This window comes from Luteipulveratus mongoliensis (genome assembly GCF_001190945.1).
Classification (GTDB): Bacteria; Actinomycetota; Actinomycetes; order Actinomycetales; family Dermatophilaceae; genus Luteipulveratus; species Luteipulveratus mongoliensis.
This window is the reverse complement of the sequence record NZ_CP011112.1, coordinates 3,888,089-3,906,877: the sequence shown is the minus strand read 5'-3', so window position 1 is coordinate 3,906,877 and position 18,789 is coordinate 3,888,089. Positions and strand designations below refer to the sequence as shown.

14 protein-coding genes and 2 tRNA genes are annotated in these 18,789 nt (G+C 67.8%); 12 read left to right on the top strand and 4 right to left on the bottom strand.

Annotated elements, in window-relative coordinates:
• The first annotated feature begins 2 nt into the window (after window positions 1–2).
• Both malQ and VV02_RS18520 read left to right on the top strand, forming a co-directional pair.
• Entirely contained in the window at window positions 3–2,129 is a 2,127-nt protein-coding gene (malQ, locus tag VV02_RS18525) for a 4-alpha-glucanotransferase (RefSeq protein WP_052593898.1), read from the top strand.
• Window positions 2,126–2,569 (top strand): YdeI/OmpD-associated family protein, encoded by a 444-nt coding sequence (locus VV02_RS18520; protein ID WP_052593896.1) that lies wholly within the window; start codon window positions 2,126–2,128, stop codon window positions 2,567–2,569. The genes malQ and VV02_RS18520 overlap by 4 nt, the downstream gene beginning before the upstream one ends.
• A 36-nt stretch (window positions 2,570–2,605) precedes the next feature.
• Here VV02_RS18520 and VV02_RS18515 read toward each other — a convergent pair whose 3' ends face one another.
• Entirely contained in the window at window positions 2,606–4,159 is a 1,554-nt protein-coding gene (locus VV02_RS18515) for an APC family permease (RefSeq protein ID WP_052597242.1), read from the bottom strand.
• Window positions 4,160–4,275: 116 nt separating this feature from the next.
• Here VV02_RS18515 and VV02_RS18510 point away from each other — a divergent pair, with 116 nt between their 5' ends.
• Together VV02_RS18510 and VV02_RS18505 are read left to right on the top strand one after the other, a co-directional pair.
• Window positions 4,276–5,676: an NAD(P)/FAD-dependent oxidoreductase gene (locus VV02_RS18510; protein WP_052593894.1), complete on the top strand. Its 1,401-nt coding sequence runs from the start codon at window positions 4,276–4,278 to the stop codon at window positions 5,674–5,676.
• A 31-nt stretch (window positions 5,677–5,707) separates the two neighbouring features.
• Window positions 5,708–7,069: a flavin monoamine oxidase family protein gene (locus VV02_RS18505; protein WP_052593892.1), complete on the top strand. Its 1,362-nt coding sequence runs from the start codon at window positions 5,708–5,710 to the stop codon at window positions 7,067–7,069.
• Window positions 7,070–7,097: 28 nt separating this feature from the next.
• Here VV02_RS18505 and pepN read toward each other — a convergent pair whose 3' ends face one another.
• Window positions 7,098–9,677 (bottom strand): aminopeptidase N, encoded by a 2,580-nt coding sequence (gene pepN / locus VV02_RS18500; RefSeq protein WP_052593890.1) that lies wholly within the window; start codon window positions 9,675–9,677, stop codon window positions 7,098–7,100.
• Window positions 9,678–9,757: 80 nt separating this feature from the next.
• Between pepN and VV02_RS18495 the strand changes: the two genes are divergently transcribed.
• A complete protein-coding gene (locus VV02_RS18495; protein ID WP_052597240.1) occupies window positions 9,758–10,225 on the top strand; it encodes a ribose-5-phosphate isomerase in 468 nt (155 codons plus the stop codon).
• 99 nt (window positions 10,226–10,324) lie between these two features.
• A complete protein-coding gene (locus tag VV02_RS18490; RefSeq protein WP_157063457.1) occupies window positions 10,325–11,425 on the top strand; it encodes a PP2C family protein-serine/threonine phosphatase in 1,101 nt (366 codons plus the stop codon).
• Window positions 11,426–11,517: 92 nt separating this feature from the next.
• Here the strand turns inward: VV02_RS18490 and VV02_RS18485 are convergent, their stop codons facing one another.
• Both VV02_RS18485 and VV02_RS18480 read right to left on the bottom strand, forming a co-directional pair.
• A complete protein-coding gene (locus VV02_RS18485; protein ID WP_052593885.1) occupies window positions 11,518–11,700 on the bottom strand; it encodes an antitoxin in 183 nt (60 codons plus the stop codon).
• A 233-nt stretch (window positions 11,701–11,933) separates the two neighbouring features.
• Window positions 11,934–12,004, bottom strand: a tRNA-Gly gene (locus VV02_RS18480).
• Window positions 12,005–12,176: 172 nt separating this feature from the next.
• On the opposite strand from VV02_RS18480, the gene VV02_RS18475 reads away from it, so the two are divergent.
• From VV02_RS18475 to clpX, 6 genes are all read left to right on the top strand, one after another.
• Window positions 12,177–12,250 (top strand) — tRNA-Pro (locus VV02_RS18475).
• 317 nt (window positions 12,251–12,567) lie between these two features.
• Window positions 12,568–13,971 carry a trigger factor gene (tig, locus tag VV02_RS18470; protein WP_052593883.1) on the top strand — a complete coding sequence of 468 codons (1,404 nt, stop codon included), beginning with the start codon at window positions 12,568–12,570 and terminating at the stop codon, window positions 13,969–13,971.
• A gap of 118 nt (window positions 13,972–14,089) precedes the next feature.
• Window positions 14,090–15,781 carry a phospholipase D-like domain-containing protein gene (locus VV02_RS18465; protein ID WP_169787716.1) on the top strand — a complete coding sequence of 564 codons (1,692 nt, stop codon included), beginning with the start codon at window positions 14,090–14,092 and terminating at the stop codon, window positions 15,779–15,781.
• 151 nt (window positions 15,782–15,932) lie between these two features.
• On the top strand, window positions 15,933–16,520 hold the full coding sequence (locus VV02_RS18460) for an ATP-dependent Clp protease proteolytic subunit (RefSeq protein ID WP_052593878.1): 588 nt from the start codon (window positions 15,933–15,935) through the stop codon (window positions 16,518–16,520).
• A 35-nt stretch (window positions 16,521–16,555) separates the two neighbouring features.
• The gene (locus VV02_RS18455) at window positions 16,556–17,206 is read left to right on the top strand and encodes an ATP-dependent Clp protease proteolytic subunit (RefSeq protein ID WP_052597238.1); all 651 of its coding nucleotides are present in this window, start codon (window positions 16,556–16,558) and stop codon (window positions 17,204–17,206) included.
• Between the two features lie 238 nt (window positions 17,207–17,444).
• Window positions 17,445–18,725, top strand: coding sequence for an ATP-dependent Clp protease ATP-binding subunit ClpX (gene clpX / locus VV02_RS18450; RefSeq protein ID WP_052593876.1), 1,281 nt, complete (start codon window positions 17,445–17,447; stop codon window positions 18,723–18,725).
• The last annotated feature ends 64 nt before the right edge of the window (window positions 18,726–18,789 follow it).

The following is an 18,789-nucleotide window of genomic DNA, read 5'->3' as shown; positions in this document are numbered from 1 at the left end:
CTGTGTCCCACGCTGCTCCCTCCCCGCTCCTGGACCTGGCTCGCGCCTACGGCGTCGCGACGGAGTACTGGGACTGGCGTGGCAACCATGTCCGGGTCTCCGACGACACGATCCGCACGGTCCTCACCGCACTCGAGGTCGACGCCTCGACGCTGGACAAGACGGAGGAGGCGCTCGCTCGCCGGCAGGAGGAGCCGTGGCGTCGGGTGCTGCCGCGCGTCGTCGTACTCAGGCAGGGGTGGACGCCGTGGGTGGCCGTCCATGTGCCGGACGGCGCCGAGCCGGTCGCGCTGCTGCACCTCGAGGACGGTGAGGAGCGCAAGGTCGTCCAGGCCGATCACGTCGTCGAGCCACGTGAGATCGACGGGACGCTCACCAGCGAGATCACCTTCGAGCTGCCGCCTGATCTGCCCCTCGGCTACCACGGCTTCGAGGTCACCTATGGCGACGAGGTGGCCACCACATCAGTCATCGTCACGCCGCGACGACTCGAGCTGCCGGCTCCGCTGAAGCGCTCGCGCGCCTGGGGTCTGATGACGCAGCTGTACTCCGTTCGCTCCGAGCGGTCATGGGGCCTCGGCGATGCTGCGGACCTCGCCGAGCTCGGCACCTGGGGTGCTCGCCAGGGCGCGGACTTCGTCCTGATCAACCCGGTGCACGCGGCTGAGCCGATCCCGACGATGGAGCCCTCGCCCTACCTGCCGACGTCGCGACGCTTCGTCAACCCGATGTACATCCGGGTCGAGGAGGTGCCCGAGGTCGGCTACCTGTCAGCGGCCGAGCACCAGATGATCGAGTGGCACGGCGACGACGCGCGGCGCCTCAACGCGCTGGCCGACCTCGACCGGGACGGCACGTGGGAGGCCAAGCAGGCAGCGCTGCGGATGGTCTTCCGCCAGGAGCGCACCCACCGTCGGCGCCGGGACTTCGAGGAGTTCTGCGAACGCGAGGGCGAGGGGCTGGTCGACTACGCCACCTGGTGCGCCCTCGTCATGGATCGCGGGCTGCCCTGGGAGACCTGGCCCGAAGAGCTGCGTGACCCGCGCAGCGAGGCGGTCGCGCAGGAGCGCGAGCGGCTCGCCGACGAGGTCGAGTTCCACTCCTGGTTGCAGTGGATCGTGCAGAGCCAGCTCGCGGACGCCCAGCGGGAGGTCTCAGCTGCGGGCATGTCACTCGGCGTCGTGCACGACCTGGCCGTCGGCGTACACCCTGGCGGAGCAGACGCCTGGGCGCTCGCGGACGTGCTCGCTCAAGGTGTGAGCGTCGGCGCCCCGCCTGACGACTACAACCAGCTGGGTCAGGACTGGAGCCAGCCACCGTGGCGGCCCGACCGGCTCGCCGAGGCGGGCTACGCGCCCTACCGCGACATGCTCCGTACGATCCTGCGCCTCGCGGGTGGGCTGCGGGTCGACCACATCCTGGGTCTGTTCCGGCTGTGGTGGGTGCCCAAGGGTCGCCAGGCGTTGGAGGGCACCTACGTGCGGTACGACCATGAGGCCTTGGTCGGCATCCTCGCCCTTGAGGCGCAGCGAGCCGGTGCCCTGGTCATCGGTGAGGACCTCGGCACCGTCGAGGACTGGGTGCGCGACTACCTCTCCGACCGCGGCCTGCTGGGCACCTCCATCCTGTGGTTCGAGCGTGAGGACGGCGTGCAGCCGAAGTCCCCCGAGAGCTATCGCGAGCTGTGCCTGGCAACGGTCACGACGCACGACCTGCCACCAACCGCCGGCTACCTCGACGGTGAGCACATCCGGGTGCGCAACCAGCTCGGACTGCTCACCCGTTCGCTCGAGGAGGAGACCGCCGCCGACGATGCGCAGCGGGAGGCCGTGCTCGCCGAGCTGCGCCGACGCAACCTGCTGACCGAGTCCGCCTCCGTCGAGGACCAGGTCGATGCGCTGCACCGCTACCTCACCTGGAGCCCCGCCCGACTCATCGGCGTCGCGGTCTCGGACCTGGTGGGCGACGTACGCACCATCAACCAGCCGGGCACCGACGAGGAGTACCCCAACTGGCGCCTGCCCCTGGCCGGCCCGGACGGTGAGCCGGTGACGCTCGAGGAGGTCATGGTGTCGCGGCGAGCCAAGCGCCTGATCCGTAACGTGACCCAGAAGCAGCCGCAGGGATGACTCATCGGTTCACGACGACTGTTGAGCTCAACGGCAAGACGGCGACCGGCCTCCGCGTGCCCGCAGAGGTGATCGAGGCGATCGGTGTTGGCAAGAAGCCGCCGGTGCGGGTGACCATCGGCGGCCACACCTACCGCAGCACGGTCGCGGTCTACTCCGGTGACTACATGCTGCCGTTGAGCGCGATCAATCGGGAAGCGGCGCGGGTCTCGGCCGGTGACGTGGTGGAGGTCGAGCTCGAGCACGACACGGCGCCGCGCACCGTGGACGTGCCCGACGTCCTCGCGAATGCTCTCGATGCGCGCCCGGGCGCGCGTGCCGCATTCGACGCGTTGTCATACAGCAAGCAGCTCCAGCGGGTGCTCTCCGTCGAATCCGCCAAGCAGGACGAGACGCGTCAGCGCCGCATTCAGGCGATCGTCGATGAGCTGAGCGCCTAGTTCGAGTTTGCCCGGACACCAACGGGATTCGGAGCCTCAGGCCTCCGGAGCGAGGACGGGCGTGTCGCGATGCAAGGTCTCGCCCGCGAAGTACGGACGCTGCTCAGCACGGCGGGCGAGGAACTCCATGATGGGGAGCCCGAGCAGGATCGACCCCATGCCGAGCAGGAAGACGCTGCCGATGTCCCACCCGAGGCCCGGCACGGTCCACGACCCGAGGTAGCCGTAGTCGGCCGCGAACATGTCCTTCGCACTCCAGCAGAACGCGAACACCAGGATGAGACCGCCGACGAGAGGCATGACGCCCTTGACCCACAGATCGGTCCCACCGCGGGCGATGTCCTTGCGGAAATACCAGACACAGGTGAGCGCCGTCAGGCCGTAGTAGAGCGCGATCTGCAACCCGATCGCCAGCAGCACGTCGCCGTAGGCGTTCTCGCCGAGCAGGCTGAGCGCGATGTAGAGCACGATCGCCACGCCACCGATGACCAGGGTGGAGGTCGACGGGGTGAGGTATCTGGGGTGGGTCTTGGCGAACTCGCGTGGCAGGGCGCGGTAGACACCCATGGCGAGCGTGCCGCGCGCGGCCGGCAGGATCGTGGTCTGCGTCGCTGCCGCGGCCGAGACGAGCACGGCCAGCAGGACGATCCAGTTCCAGCCGCCCAGGACAGGTTCGCCGATGGCTCGGAACACGTCGTCGGCGTTGTCCTCGTTGCCGAGCCCGATGCCCTCGGAGCCGACTCCGGCGTACGACACCGTCGCGACGCTCGTCAGCAGGTAGGTCACCAGGAGGATGACGGTCGCGACCACCGCTGCGCGACCGGGTGTGCTGGCGCGCTCCTTGGTCTCCTCGTTGAGCGACAGGATCGTGTCCCAGCCCCAGTAGATGAAGAGCATCAGGATCATGCCCTCGACGAGCGCCGAGAAGCCGCCGCCACCGTTGAAGAACTCCATCGGATTGAACCAGGACGCCGACACGTCGATGGAGGTGTCGGGCCGGTCCGCCCCGGCGATCGCGATGAAGGCGACCACCACGAGCACGGCCAGGGCGATGTACTGCAACGCGACCATGACGTTCTGCATCCAGGCGGCGATCTCGATGCCGCGGTAGGACACGTACATCATCACGGCGATGAAGATGACGCCGAGAACCGTGACCCAGAAACGGTTTTCGGCCAGTGCGTCCAGGCCGACGAGGTCGTAGGTGTAGCGGGCAGCGACCTCTGCGAGGTTGGTCAGGACGATGATGCCGGCCAGGGTCATGACCCAGCCGCCGAACCAGCCCGTACGCGGGCCGAACGCCTTGGCCGCCCAGGTGAACGTGGTGCCGCAGTCCGGGATCACGCGGTTGAGCTCGCGATAGGCGTATGCGGTGAGGAGCATCGGGATGAATCCGAGGATCACCGCGACCGGGGCCAGCACGCCGACCTCGATGACGACGTAGCCGAGGGTGGCGGCGAGGGAGTAGGCGGGCGCGACCGAGGCGAGCCCGATCGACAAGGTGCTGGAGAAGGTCAGGCTGTCCTCGTGGAGGCCCTTGTGCTCGGCCAGATCCCCGGCGGCCGGCCGCTCGGGAGACTGCGTGGTCATGGTCATCGACCTCCGTCCGAGGGCGCCCGCATCCAGCGGTGCACTGCTGCGAACAGTAGCCGTCGGTTAACCGCCGAGTCGGGGCCTTTCGCCGATCCCCGGAACTACCATCAATCATGATTTCCTCGGCCGTTTCGGCGCTTGCGGACGCTGAGCCTGCGGTCTTCTGGCTGGCCGATCCCGCAGCTCCCGAGCCGACGTCGGCGTTGGTTGGTGACACCAAGGCGGACCTGGTGGTCGTGGGCGGCGGCTACACCGGCCTGTGGACCGCGTTGCAGGCCAAGGAGGACGATCCGGGTCGCGATGTCGTGCTCCTGGAAGGCCGGACCGTCGGCTGGGCCGCGTCGGGCCGCAACGGCGGCTTCTGCGCGGCCAGCCTCACCCACGGCGAGGCCAACGGGTTGTCGCGCTATCCGGCCGAGTTCGATCGCCTGCAGGAGATGGGCGGGCACAATCTGGACGGCATCGAGGACACGCTCCTGCGGTACGGCATCGACGCCGAGTTCGAACGCACGGGCGAGCTGGACGTCGCGGTGGCCGACTGGCAGGTCGACGAATTGCGTGAGCTGGCAGACCTGCTCGCCGCGCATGGTGGCGGTGCGCGGCTGCTGGATCAGGATCGGACGCGTGACCTGGTGGCGTCGCCGACCTATCTCGCCGGGCTGTACGACCCCGAAGGCGTTGCGCTCGTCCACCCGGCCAAGCTCGCCTGGGGTCTGCGCCGCGCCTGCCTCGACATCGGCGTCCGAGTCCACGAGCACAGCCCCGTGACCGGTCTCGAGCGGGACGGAGTCGACGTCAGGGTGCGCACGGCGTACGCCGCGGTCCGCGCTCGCCAGATCGCCCTGGGCACCAATGTGTTCACCGGTCTGCTGCGCCGGCTGCGCCACTACATCGTCCCGGTGTACGACTACGTCCTGGTCACCGAGCCGCTGTCACCGCAGCAGCGCGCGACGGTGGGTTGGCAGGGGAGACAGGGCCTTTCGGACGCAGGCAACCAGTTCCACTACTACCGGCTGACAGCCGACAACCGCATTCTGTGGGGTGGCTACGACGCCGTCTACCACCGCGGCGGACAGGTGCGCACCGAGTACGACCAGCGACCGGCGACGTACGCCACGCTCGCCCAGCACTTCTTCGAGACCTTCCCGCAGCTCGCGGGACTGCGCTTCACGCACCGATGGGGTGGGGCGATCGACACCTGCAGCCGGTTCAGCCCGTTCTGGGGGACGGCGTACGACGGTCGCCTGGCTTACGCCGTCGGCTACACCGGCCTGGGTGTGGGCTCGAGCCGGTTCGGTGCGCGCGTGATGCTCGACCTGCTCAGCGGTGCCGACACCGAGCGGACCCGCCTGGAGATGGTCCGCCGCAAGCCCCTGCCGTTCCCGCCCGAGCCCGCTCGAACTCTCGCAATTCGATTGACGCAGAAGGCTATTGAGCACGCCGACCAGCATGCGGGTCATCGCAACCTCTGGCTGCGGACGCTCGACCGGATGGGCCTGGGATTCGACTCCTAGCACTGCAGCCCTACGACCTGAAGGAGTGGCGATGTCGCGCGAGGCCGATGTGATCGTGGTGGGTGCGGGGCTGTCCGGCCTGATCGCTGCGCGTGAGGTGCTGGCAGCCGGCCTCGAGCCGCTCGTGCTCGAGGCGGACGAGCGCGTCGGTGGACGCATCCTCACCGAGGAGGCGCTGCCCGGAGTGCATCTCGAGCTCGGTGCTCAATGGATCGGCGACACCCATCACCGGATGGAGGCACTCGCCGGCGAGCTCGGGATCGAGCTGTACCCACAGTTCGAGGAGGGCGAGACGTCGTACGAGCTCGACGGCCGGGTGCTGCGGGGAGAGGCGTTCCACTCCGCGTACGGCGAGGACATGGCCGGTGTCGAGCGGGTCCTGCGCACGCTGGACCGGATGGCTGCCGAGGTGAGCGCCGAGCAGCCGTGGGCAGCCCCGCACGCCGACGAGTGGGACCGGATCACCGTGGGCCAGTGGTACGACGCACAGGGTCTCTCCCCGATTGCGCGGTCGATGCTGGAGATCTGCACCGTCGGCATCCTTGCCGTGCCGACCGTCGAGGTCTCTCTGCTGGGGCTGCTGGTCAATGTCGTCAGCTGCGGGGTCTCCGCCGATCTGCTGTCGGAGTCCGAGGGCGGTGCGCAGACACGGCGGTTCATCGGTGGCACGTCGCAGATTCCGCTGCGGCTCGCAGCAGCGCTGGGGGAGCGGGTCGTACTGAGGTCGCCCGTGCTGCAGATCGAGCACGCGCCGGACCAGGTCACGGTGACCTGCCGCGGCGGCCTCGTCGCGCGCGGACGACGGGTGGTCGTCGCGCTGGCTCCCACTCTCGCCGGACGGATCATGTACGACCCGCCGTTGCCTGGCCAGCGCGACCAGCTGACGCAGCGGATGCCACAGGCATCGGCGCTCAAGGCGTTCGCGATCTACGACGAACCGTTCTGGCGTGCCGACGGCTTGAATGGTCAGCTCATCTCTGCTCCCGGCCCGGCCCGGATGTCGAATGACAGTGGTATGCCTGAAGATTCGGGCGGTCCCGGAATCATCCTGGCGTTCCTGGAGGGTGAATCGGCCAGGGTTGCCGGCGCCTGGCCGCAGGCGCAGCGGCAGGACGCGCTACGAGCCGAACTCGGCCGACACTTCGGGCCGCGGGCCGCCCAGCCGGACCTCATCGTCGAGGGTGCCTGGGTCGAGCGGCAATGGACCCGGGGTTGCTACAACGCCAACCCCGGGCCGTGTGGCTGGATCCACTTCGGCCAGGCGCTGACCGCACCGATCGGGCCGATCAGCTGGGCCGCCACTGAGACCGCAGCCGCCTGGAGCGGCTACATGGAGGGTGCCGTCGAGGCCGGACAACGAGCCGCACGTGAGGTGATTGAAGTGCTCACCTGACGAGGGCTCGCCGCCCGGCGACGACAGATCAGGCCTGTGCCGCGTCGTACGCCTGGGCGCGCAGCGCGCGCCGCACCGAGTCGCGGTTCTCGGCCACGGCCCGGACGAGCCCGGCAGAAGCGGTCGAGTTCTCGGACAGCCACCGCTCGGAGGCGTCCAGCAGCGCCTGACTGGCCAGCGGCGAGGGGTACATGAGCGTGGCGATCGAGCCGGCCGTGGCCATCGTCCGCTCCTTCCAGACCGCCGCGATCGAGTCGTGGTAGCGCTCGATGTAGGGCGCGAGCAGCTCGGCGTCGTGCACGGTCTGGAAGCCGACACCGATGGCCCGCAGCGTCTGGTTGGGCGTGTCGTCACGTTCGACGACCTGCGTCCAGGCGTCGGCCTTGGCCTCGGACGTCGGCATCGCGGCCCGGGCGCGCGCCGCGCGCTCGGCACCGGTTGCCGTCGGGTCTTGCTGCTGCACGGTGGCCACCGCGGCGTCATCAGCGGCGCCGGCAGCAGCGAGTGACGTCAACAAGGTCCACCGCATCTCGGTGTCGACCTCCAGGCCCGCCAGCGTGCTGGTGCCGTCGAGGAGCCCGCGGATGTAGGCCACGTCGTCATCCGTGTGCGCCTCGCCGGCGAAAGCCTCCATCAGCTGCAGCTGTGCGTCACTGCCTGGCTGAGCCGAGACCGCAAGCGCACGAAGGGTCTTGGTGACCTCGGTCAGCAAAGCATCGCGGTGCTCGGGTGCGGCATAACGCGTCGCAGCGGCGCCGACCTGGCCGATCAGGGCCCGCAGCAGGTTGGAGTCGGTCTCGTCCTGCAGCGCGTCGAGGCCGAGCCGTACGAAGTCGCGGGCCGGCAGCTGGGCGTCGCGGGTCATGTCCCACGCCGCACCCAGGACCAGAGCCCGGGGCAGGGAGTCGGTGAACGCTCGCGGATGCTTCAGCGCGGTCCGCAAGGAGTCCGCGTCGAGGCGGATCTTGGCATAGGCGAGGTCCTGGTCGTTGAGCAGCAGCAGGTCACCCTTGACCTTGCCGACCAGCGCCGGAAGCTCCGTGCGCGCGCCGTCGACGTCGACCTCGATGCTCTCAGTGCGGACGAGCGAATCACCTTGCAGCGCATAAAGACCCACAGCCAGACGATGGGGCCGCAGCGTCGGCAGCTCCTCCGTGGCGGTCTGCTCGACGACCGCGGAGGTGATCACCCCGGCCTCGTCCGTCTCGATGTGAGGTGTCAGCGTGTTGACCCCGGCGGTCTCGAGCCAGAGCTTGGACCACTGGCTCAGGTCCCGGCCCGAGGTCGCCTCGAGCTCGACGAGCAGGTCGGTCAGGGTGGTGTTGCCCCACTTGTGCTTGGCGAAGTAGGTCCGCAGCCCGGCCACGAAAGGCTCCCGGCCGACGTACGCCACTAGCTGCTTGAGGACGGAGGCGCCCTTGGCGTAGGTGATGCCGTCGAAGTTGACCTCGACCGCCTCGAGGTCGGTGATGTCGGCCGCGATCGGGTGGGTGGAGGAGAGCTGGTCCTGGCTGTAGGCCCAGGCCTTCTCAGCGGTGCCGAACGTCGTCCACGCCGACTCCCACTGCGTCGCCTCCGCCTGGCAGGTCGTCGACGCCCACTCCGCGAAGGACTCGTTGAGCCAGAGGTCGTCCCACCACTTCATCGTGACCAGGTCGCCGAACCACATGTGCGCGAGCTCGTGCAGGATCGTCAGGGCCCGACGCTCGATGAGGGCGTCGGAGACCTTGGCACGGAAGATGTAGATCTCGGCGAACGTCACGCAGGCGGCGTTCTCCATCGCGCCCGCGTTGTACTCCGGCGTGAAGAGCTGGTCGTACTTGGTGAACGGGTAGGCCTGGTCGAACTCCTCCTCGAAGAACGCGAAGCCCTTCTTGGTGCAGTCGAAGATGTTGTCCGCATCGAGGTAGGGGCGCAGCGACTTGCGGCAGTAGACCCCGAGCGGGATGGTGCCGCCACGGGTCTGCACCTCATCGCGCACGACGTCGTACGGCCCCGCCACCAGAGCCGTGATGTAGCAGCTCATCCGCTCGGTCGGCTCGAAGGTCCAGGTCGCCGCTGGCTCCTCCTCGCCCTTGACGTTGGTGTACGTCTGCGGTGCGGCCACGGGGTCGGGCGTCGGCTGGTTGCTGATGACCTCCCAGCGCGCGGGTGCGGTCACCGTGAACTGGTAGGTCGCCTTGAGGTCGGGCTGCTCGAAGACCGGGAACATCCGACGGCAGTCGGCGACCTCGAACTGCGTGTAGAGGTAGACCTCCTGGTCGGTCGGGTCGACCATCCGGTGCAGGCCCTCGCCGGTGTTCATGTAGCGACCGGTGGCCTCGATGGTCAGCTCGTTGTGCTCCTGCAGGCCAGTCAGCTCGATCCGAGAGCCGTCGAAATGGGTTGCTGGATCTAGTGATTCACCATTGAGCGTGATCGCCTGCACGGATTCGCCGAGGAAGTCGATAAACGAATTCGCACCTCCCTGCGCATCGAAGGCGACTTCGGCGCGGGTCCGGAATGTCTCGGCTCCGGTCGTCAGGTCGAGCGTCACGGCATAGGACGCGACAGTCAGCAGGTCTGCGCGGGTACGCGCTTCCTCGCGGGTGAGGTTCTTGCCAGGCACAGGTGGGCTCCAGAGTGATCACAGATGACGGGTCAGTCCCCGGCATCGTGACACAGCACACCGATGGCAGGATGGGCGCCGTGCGAGTTCACATCGGAGGAGACCACGCGGCGTACGAGCTGCAACGGGCACTGGTGACGTGGCTGGGGGAGCAGGGCCATGAGGTCATCGACCACGGTCCCGCTGACTACGACGCCCAGGACGACTACCCGGTCTTCGTGCTGCGGGCGGCTGAAGCCGTTGCCGCCGACGAGGGATCGCTCGGCATCGTGCTGGGTGGGTCTGGGAACGGCGAGCAGATGGCGGCCAACAAGGTCGCCGGGGTGCGTGCCGCGCTCTGCTACAACACCGAGCTCGCCGAGCTGGCGCGACTGCACAACAACGCTCAGGTCATCTCGATCGGCGGTCGATTCACCGCCGTCGAGGAAGCCAAGGAGATGGTGACCGTCTTCTTGAAGACCGAGTTCACCGGCGAAGAACGGCACCAGCGACGGCTCGACATGGTGGCCGCGTACGAACAGGACAAATCTTTGCCTGACGGGGCTTGACATCGTATACCGCGACCGAGTGTCTGGATCAGGGAAGAGCCGGTTAAGGAAGTAGTAAAGATCTCGGGAACCCCTATTTTCCGGGGATAACTTCACGCCGTGGCCATTGATGTAACAGCAGCTCCGCGGCGTATCGCCCGGCCCGTCCGACGTGTGGTCGATGGGCCCGCGCCGGCGCAACGCGCCGCCGTCATGGTCCTCCTCGCGCTCGTACTCATCACGTCGACCGCGCTCCAGATGTGGCCGCAGCACATGTCGTACGCGCCCTTCGTGCCGATCGTCGTCGCCGCGGGACTCTTCCTGCACGCGGTGCAGATGTACACCGTCTTCGCGGCGTCCGGCGCCGCGCTGGTGCTGACCGCGTCGAGCGCCCACGGCAACCCCACGACGTCACCCACGCTGCTCGCGGCGCTCGCCGTCGTGATGCTGCTGCTCGTCGCCGTCGACCGCCGGCGGGCCAACCTCGGGATGTCGCCGGCGGCCGGCGCGACGATGCTGGTCGACCTGCGTGACCGGCTGCGCGAGCTGGGCCGTATCCCCACCGACCTGCCGCAGGGCTGGCACGCGGAGAGCAGCATCCAGCCGGCCTTCGGCGATGCGTTCTCCGGCGACTTCCTGGTCTCCAACCGTTCGTCGGCCGATCACCTCGAGATGGCGCTCGTGGACGTCTCCGGCAAGGGTCTGCAGGCCGGCACCCGGTCCCTGATGCTCTCGAGTGCGTTCGCCAGCCTCCTCGGCGCCACGGAGCCGTCGCGGTTCCTGCCGGCCGCCAACAGCTACCTGCTGCGCCAGGGCTGGCCCGAAGGCTTCGCCACGGCCGTGCACGTCTCCCTCGACCTGCAGACGGGCGCGTACGACGTCGGTTCGGCTGGTCACCCCGCTGCCCTGCACTACCAGTCGGCCTCGGACCGCTGGGCGCCCGTGGACGGCGCTGACGGCGTCCTGCTGGGCGTGCTGGACCCCGACTGCGCACAGTTCGCCCGGTCCCACGGCTGCCTCGAGCGTGGCGACGCGCTGCTGCTCTACACCGACGGTGTGATCGAGACGCACGACATGGACCTCACCGAAGGCGTGACCCGCATGCTGGGCGCTGCGGATCGCGCGGTCGCCGACGGCGATGGTGCGGCTGACCGCATCTGCGCGGCGGCACTCGCCGGTGAGAACGATGACCGAGCGGTCGTCCTGGTGTGGCGCGACTGACGCTGAAATGCGCTGGTAGACAGCACAATTGAAGGGCCGGGGCGATACGCCCCGGCCCTTCAACTACTCGCGGCTACATCAGCCGCGTCGGCTCACTCGCCGCCGAGCTTGTCCTTGGCAATGTCCTGGCCCTGGTCGATCTTGTCGCCGAACTTGCCACCGGTCTTCTCGTCCGCGAAGTCGCCGGCCTTGTCGACACCCTCGCTGAGCTTGTCGCCGCCGATCTTGTCCTTGAGCTCCTCGGCCTTGTTCTTGGCGTCATCCAGAAGACCCACGATTGATCACTCCTTGTCGAAGTACCGGCACCTGGCCGGAGTCTTGTCCGGCTCTTCACCGAACGACTGCCTCCAACCTATGCATACCCCTCGCGGTCCGTCGAGGGTGACGCAGCGTGAATTTCGCAGTGAATGTCCAGAAATCTGCAGAATGACGGGCCGTACGCCGATTCCTGGGAACTCCCTGGAATGACGCCAAAGGCGTGTCGCGCCCAGCACCAGGTGCTGTAGAGAGCGGGTGACGAGAATCGAACTCGCGTAGCCAGTTTGGAAGACTGGGGCTCTACCATTGAGCTACACCCGCAAGCACGACCGGCGGCCGCGACCGGAGCGAAATGGTCACCCGGTGCAGAGCAGGTCGTGCGGGGCGTTAGCCTACTGCCCCGACGGACCCCGCCCCAACTCGAGTCGGTCTGAGCCGCGTGACCTGCGCGGATCGGCCCCCATCCAGTGGGCAGCGGCCACAACGTCAGGTACGGGGTATGGCGCAGCTTGGTAGCGCGTCCGCTTTGGGAGCGGAAGGCCGCCGGTTCGAATCCGGCTACCCCGACTTTCCATTTGCCTTGGTCTCCTCCTCCGGCTGGGCTCGCAGGCTCGCCCCGCCGGCATCGTTCTGTGTCTGATGGCCTTGGTCTCCTCCTCCGGACGGGCTCGCAGGCTCACCCGCCCGGCATCGTCGAGTCGGCATGGGTTCTGCGCGCTCGGCCCTGATCTGACCGTGTGTCGTTGGTGGTGGGCCGGAGCCGTTACCATGGACCGCTAGTGCCGCGGCTCACGTCACGTGCAGCTCCCGCGGCAGCTTGTTCCGGGGGCCATCCGTGCCGGACCCGGACCCATCGCAACCGACATCAATCTGGAGTGCTGGCAGTGAAGAGTGCCGTCGAGAACCTCAACCCGACCCGGGTCAAGCTGACCGTTGAGGTCCCGTACGAGGAGCTCAAGCCGAGCCTGGACGCGGCCTACAAGACCATCGGCCAGCAGATCCAGATCCCCGGCTTCCGCAAGGGCAAGGTCCCAGCCCGCATCATCGACCAGCGCGTCGGTCGCGGAGCCGTCATCCAGGAGGCCGTCAACGAGGCGCTCCCGGACTTCTTCGGCAAGGCCGTCGACGAGCACGAGGTACGCCCGCTCGGCCAGCCCGACGTCGACATCACCAAGGTGCCGGCCGACGAGGGTGACGAGCTGCACTTCACCGTCGAGGTCGACATCCGTCCCGCGATCACCCTGCCGTCCTTCGACGGGATCCAGGTCGAGGTCGACCCGATCGAGATCACCGACGGCGACATCGACGAGGAGCTGACCTCGCTGCGCGAGCGCTTCGGCACGCTGGTCGCCGTCGAGCGCGCCGCGGCCAAGGGCGACTTCGTCTCCCTCGACCTCAAGGCCACGATCGGCGACGAGGAGATCGACTCCGTCAACGGCGTCTCCTACGAGGTTGGTTCCGGCAACATGCTCGAGGGCCTGGACGACGCGCTCGAGGGCATGGCGGCCGGCGAGACCAAGACGTTCAGCGCGCCGCTGGCCGGTGGCGACCACGAGGGCGAGGACGCCGAGTGCGTCGTCACCGTCGAGACCGTCAAGGAGCGTCAGCTGCCTGACCTCGACGACGACTTCGCGCAGCTCGCCTCCGAGCACGACACCATCGACGAGCTCAAGGGCGACGTCCGCAAGGAGGTCGAGCAGCGCAAGCGGTTCGAGCAGGGCGTGCAGGCGCGCGACAAGGTGCTGGACCACCTGCTCGACACCGTCGAGATTGCGGTGCCGGACAGCATCGTCGAGGCCGAGGTCAACAGCCACCTCGAGGGCGAGGACCGCCTCGAGGATGACGAGCACCGCGCCGAGGTCGACGAGAGCACCCGCAAGGCCCTGCGTACGCAGTTCCTGCTGGACGAGATCGTCGAGCGCGACGACGTCGAGGTGTCTCAGGAGGAGCTCATCGAGTACCTCATCATGAGCGCCCAGCAGTACGGCATGGACCCCAACCAGTTCGCGCAGGCGCTTGACCAGCAGGGCCAGGTGCCCGCGGTGATGGGCGAGGTCGCCCGCCGCAAGGCGCTGAGCACGGTCCTGGAGCAGGCGAAGGTCGTCGACACCAACGGTGACGTGGTCGACCTCAACAGCCTCAACACCGGCGAGGACGAGGACACCATCGAGGACGAGGCCACCGACGAGGCGGCCACCGCCGACGCGGAGGCCGAGACCGAGGTGCCTGCCACCGATGGGGCCGAGGTCTCTGAAGCTGCCGACGAGAGCGCACCGGCCAAGGCCTGATCGACCCACCAGCAACGCACAGCAGCGGCCGGACCCGACGGGTCCGGCCGCTGCTGCATTGCTCGGGACGCTGTGAAGGATTCTTCCGCCGTTCATGTCGCAGGCCTACGGTCGGGGTATGCGAGCACAGGCGAGCAACGACGGCCTGCTGGTCCATGCCGTCGCCGGCACGCACTCCGTGCTGCTGGGTATGGACCTGACATCTCCGAAGCACTGTCTCGGCTTCGGTATCCGGCGCATCGACCACACCGAGGACGAGACCTACTGGCTGCGCGGGATGAAGACGTTCCCGTCCGTCGTACCGGACCCCACACCGGGCAGTGACTGGTCGACCCGCGACCATCCGATCCAGGGGTTCCAGTGGGGCGACTACACGGCCAAACCGGGCTACGACTACACCTATGAGATCAGTGCGATGGGCGGTCGTCCGGGCGCACTCACCGAGCTCGCGACGGCCGCGGTCGACGTGCGGACCGAGGTTGAGGACGACGGGCACCACGGGATCTGGTTCAACCGCGGCGTCGCCGGCTCCCAGGCGTACGCCAAGCGGTTTGCCGGGTACGAGCCCCGTCAGGCGGCGGCCGAGACCGATCCGGCGATGACCTGGTTGTCGAGAGGACTGGGCGAGGCCTTCGTCGGATTCTGCGGCGAGGCCAAGACCGCCAAGTGGAGTCTGCGGGGAGCGTTCTACGAATTCACTTGGGAGACAGGGCTTTCCGCACTTGCGGCGGCGAGCCAGCGCGGCGCGGACCTGCGGCTGGTTGTCCACGGTCGCGGTCACGGCACCGACGACACGACGGCGGCCGACGCGCGCAAAGCCGCCGACAAGGCCGGGCTGCTGCCGGCGATCACGTGGCGTGATGCCAAGAACGTGTCGGCGCTGATGCACGACAAGTTCCTCGTGCTGCTGCACAAGGACAAGCCTGTTGCCGTGTGGACCGGCTCGACCAACCTGACGCAGGGCGCGATCTTCGGCCACTCCAACGTCGGCCACATCATCCGTGACAAGGCGGTTGCGCAGGCGTTCCTCGACGAGTGGACCAGGCTCCAGTCGCCCGCGACCACGGCGGAGCTGCGTGCGCAGCACACCACGGCTGACCCGGTCCACGACACGGTGCCGGCGCCCAAGGGTGTCGACGGCGTGTTCTCGCCGCGGGACGGCGATGACGGTGTTCTGGAGTGGTACGCCCGGCTGTTCGACTCCGCGACGGTGAGCTCGCACATCACGGGTGCCTTCGGCCTCAATGCGGTGTTCCGGGAAACCCTGCGGACCGACAAGGACGTCGTGCGCACGGTCTTGCTCGACAAGCCGCCGCCCGCCAAGGACAGGGTGCCGACCTCCGACCCGGACGTACGCATCTCGACCGGTGCCCACCTCGCCGACGGTCCGTTGGAGCAGTGGGCGGGGGAGCGGCTGACCGGGTTCAACACCCACGTGCGCTACGTGCACACCAAGATCATCCTGATCGACCCGCTCACCGACGACCCCACCGTGCTGACCGGCAGTGCCAACTACTCCGTGGCCTCGACGACGACCAACGAGGAGAACACCGTCGTGATCCGCGGCGGTCGGGGTACGGCGGGTTCGGCCGAGGTCGTACGACGCGTGGCCGACATCTATCTGACGGAGTACCACCGGATCTTCATGCACTTCGTCTTCCGGGCGTGGGCCCAGGGACACCGGTCCGGCTCACCGGCCGACGCCGGCGTGGGCAAGCTCGCCGAGACGGATGCCTGGACGGGGCCCTACTACCGCGCCGGGTCGTGGCAGGCCAGACAGCGCGCGGTGTTCTCCGGGCAAGGCGTCTGACCGTTCTCTGGACGCCCAGCGCCTGGCCCGGACCTTCTGCTCACGGCGAACACCGGGCCAACCCGGGACGAAGCGGCGCAGACCGAACGTTAGGGTCCACGAAGAGGTCAGCACCCGTGAGGGCACGACGGATGGAGAAGCAGTGACAACGATGGAGACCCAGCGCGCGGTCGCGGGCCTGGATGACCAGATCTACAACCGCCTGCTCAAGGAACGCATCATCTTCCTCGGCTCGGAGGTGCGCGACGAGAACGCCAACGCGATCTGCGCCCAGCTGCTGCTCCTCGCTGCCGAGGACCCCGAGAAGGACATCTGGCTCTACATCAACTCACCCGGTGGGTCGGTGACCGCCGGCATGGCGATCTTCGACACCATGCAGTGGGTTCCCAACGACGTGGCCACCGTGGCGATGGGCCTGGCGGCGAGCATGGGCCAGTTCCTGCTGTCTGCCGGCGCCAAGGGCAAGCGCTACGCGACGCCGCACGCGCGGATCATGATGCACCAGCCCCTCGGTGGCATCCAGGGCACCGCCTCGGACGTCAAGACGCAGGCCGAGCAGCTGCTGTTCATCAAGAAGCAGATGGCTGAGCTGATCGCCGAGCACACCGGCCAGACGGTCGAGCAGATCGAGAACGACTCCGACCGCGACCGCTGGTTCTCAGCGGGTGACGCCAAGGACTACGGGCTGGTCGACCACGTCTTCGAGCGGTCCACGGACCGCGTCGATGTGGCCGAGTGAGCGAGATCGACATGACCAACTCTTATGGAGCAGACATGACCGGACACCTGTACGGCGGATTGCGCGGGCAGCAGCCGACGAGCCGCTACATCCTCCCGCAGTTCGAGGAGCGCACGTCCTACGGGATGAAGCGTCAGGACCCTTACACCAAGCTGTTCGAGGACCGCATCATCTTCCTCGGCGTGCAGGTGGACGACGCCTCGGCGGATGACATCATCGCCCAGCTGATCGTGCTGGAGAGCCAGGACCCGGACCGGGACATCCTGATGTACATCAACTCTCCAGGTGGTTCGTTCACGGCGCTCACCGCCATCTACGACACGATGCAGTACATCCGACCCGACGTGCAGACGTTCGTGGTGGGACAGGCTGCCTCGGCTGCCGCCCTGCTGCTCGGCGCTGGTGCGCCGGGCAAGCGGTTCGCGCTGCCCAATGCACGCATCCTGATCCACCAGCCCGCCATGGAGGGCGCCGGCGGTCAGGCCTCGGACGTGGAGATCCAGGCCAACGAGATCCTGCGTATGCGCGCCTGGCTGGAGGACACGCTGGCCAAGCACACGGGTCGCACCAAGGAGCAGGTCGAGAAGGACATCGAGCGCGACAAGATCCTCACGCCCCTGGAGGCCAAGGAATACGGCCTCATCGATCAGGTCCTCAACACGCGCAAGGCGTCGGCCGAGGACTGAGCAAGGCATGCCGTACGAGCGGGGCCGGGTCGGGAGACCCGGCCCCGCTCGTACACCCAGGGCGTTCCGCCATCAGCGGACAGGGGTGTGCCGGCGCGGTGCGCCACGCTTGAATGGGTTTCAATAAGGGATCCTCGTAGTCAATCGAGGTAGCGTCGCTCGCACCGCTTCACCGGTCGCAATAGTCCGGCAGGGGGCGTCGACGCAGTGGCAGTCCGGACCAACGAAAGGGACGCGCGTGGCACGCATCGGAGAGGGCGGCGACCTCCTCAAGTGCTCGTTCTGCGGCAAGAGCCAGAAGCAGGTCAAAAAGCTCATTGCCGGCCCGGGCGTCTATATCTGCGACGAGTGCATTGATCTGTGCAACGAGATCATCGAAGAAGAGCTCGCGGAGTCCTCCGAGCTCGGTCTGGACCAGCTGCCCAAGCCGCGGGAGATCTTCGAGTTCCTCGAGCAGTACGTCGTCGGTCAGGATGTCGCCAAGCGCGCGCTGGCCGTCGCGGTCTACAACCACTACAAGCGCATCCAGGCCGCTGAGCAGGCGCCCAAGAAGGACGCGGAGTCGGTCGACATCGCCAAGTCCAACATCCTGCTCATCGGGCCGACGGGCTGCGGTAAGACCTATCTGGCCCAGACCCTGGCCAAGATGCTCAATGTCCCGTTCGCCATTGCGGATGCCACGGCGCTGACCGAGGCCGGCTATGTCGGCGAGGATGTCGAGAACATCCTCCTCAAGCTCATTCAGGCTGCAGACTTCGACGTCAAGAAGGCCGAGACCGGCATCATCTACATCGATGAGGTCGACAAGGTCGCCCGCAAGAGCGAGAACCCCTCGATCACCCGTGACGTATCCGGCGAGGGCGTTCAGCAGGCGCTGCTGAAGATCCTGGAAGGCACCACCGCCTCAGTGCCGCCGCAGGGTGGCCGCAAGCATCCGCACCAGGAGTTCATCCAGATCGACACGACCAACGTGCTGTTCATTGTGGGGGGTGCCTTCGCCGGCCTCGAGAAGCTCGTCGAGGCGCGCGCCGGCAAGCAGGGCCTGGGCTTCGGCTCGGAGCTGCGAGCCGCCAAGGACGCGGCTGAGCACTTCGACGACGTGCTGCCCGAGGACCTGATGAAGTTCGGGCTGATCCCGGAGTTCATCGGCCGGCTCCCGGTCATCACCACGGTGGCGCCGCTGGACCGCGAAGGTCTGGTCTCGATCCTCACCGAGCCGCGCAACGCGCTGGTGAAGCAGTACCAGAAGATGTTCGAGATCGACGGCGTCGAGCTGGAGTTCTCCGACGACGCGATCGAGGCAGTGGCCGAGCAGGCGATGCTGCGTGGCACCGGTGCTCGCGGTCTGCGCGCGATCATGGAGGAGGTGCTCCAGCCGGTCATGTTCGATGTGCCCAGCGAGGACGACATCGCCCGCGTGGTCGTCACCCGCGAGGTCGTTCTTGACAACGTCAACCCCACGATCGTGCGGCGTGACGCCCCGGCCCGGAAGCGCGCTCAGCGCAAGGAGTCCGCCTGACCTGACCGCCGGCGTACGCCGGAGTCCTGACGCGGTCGACCCACTCTGTGGGCCGGCCGCGTCT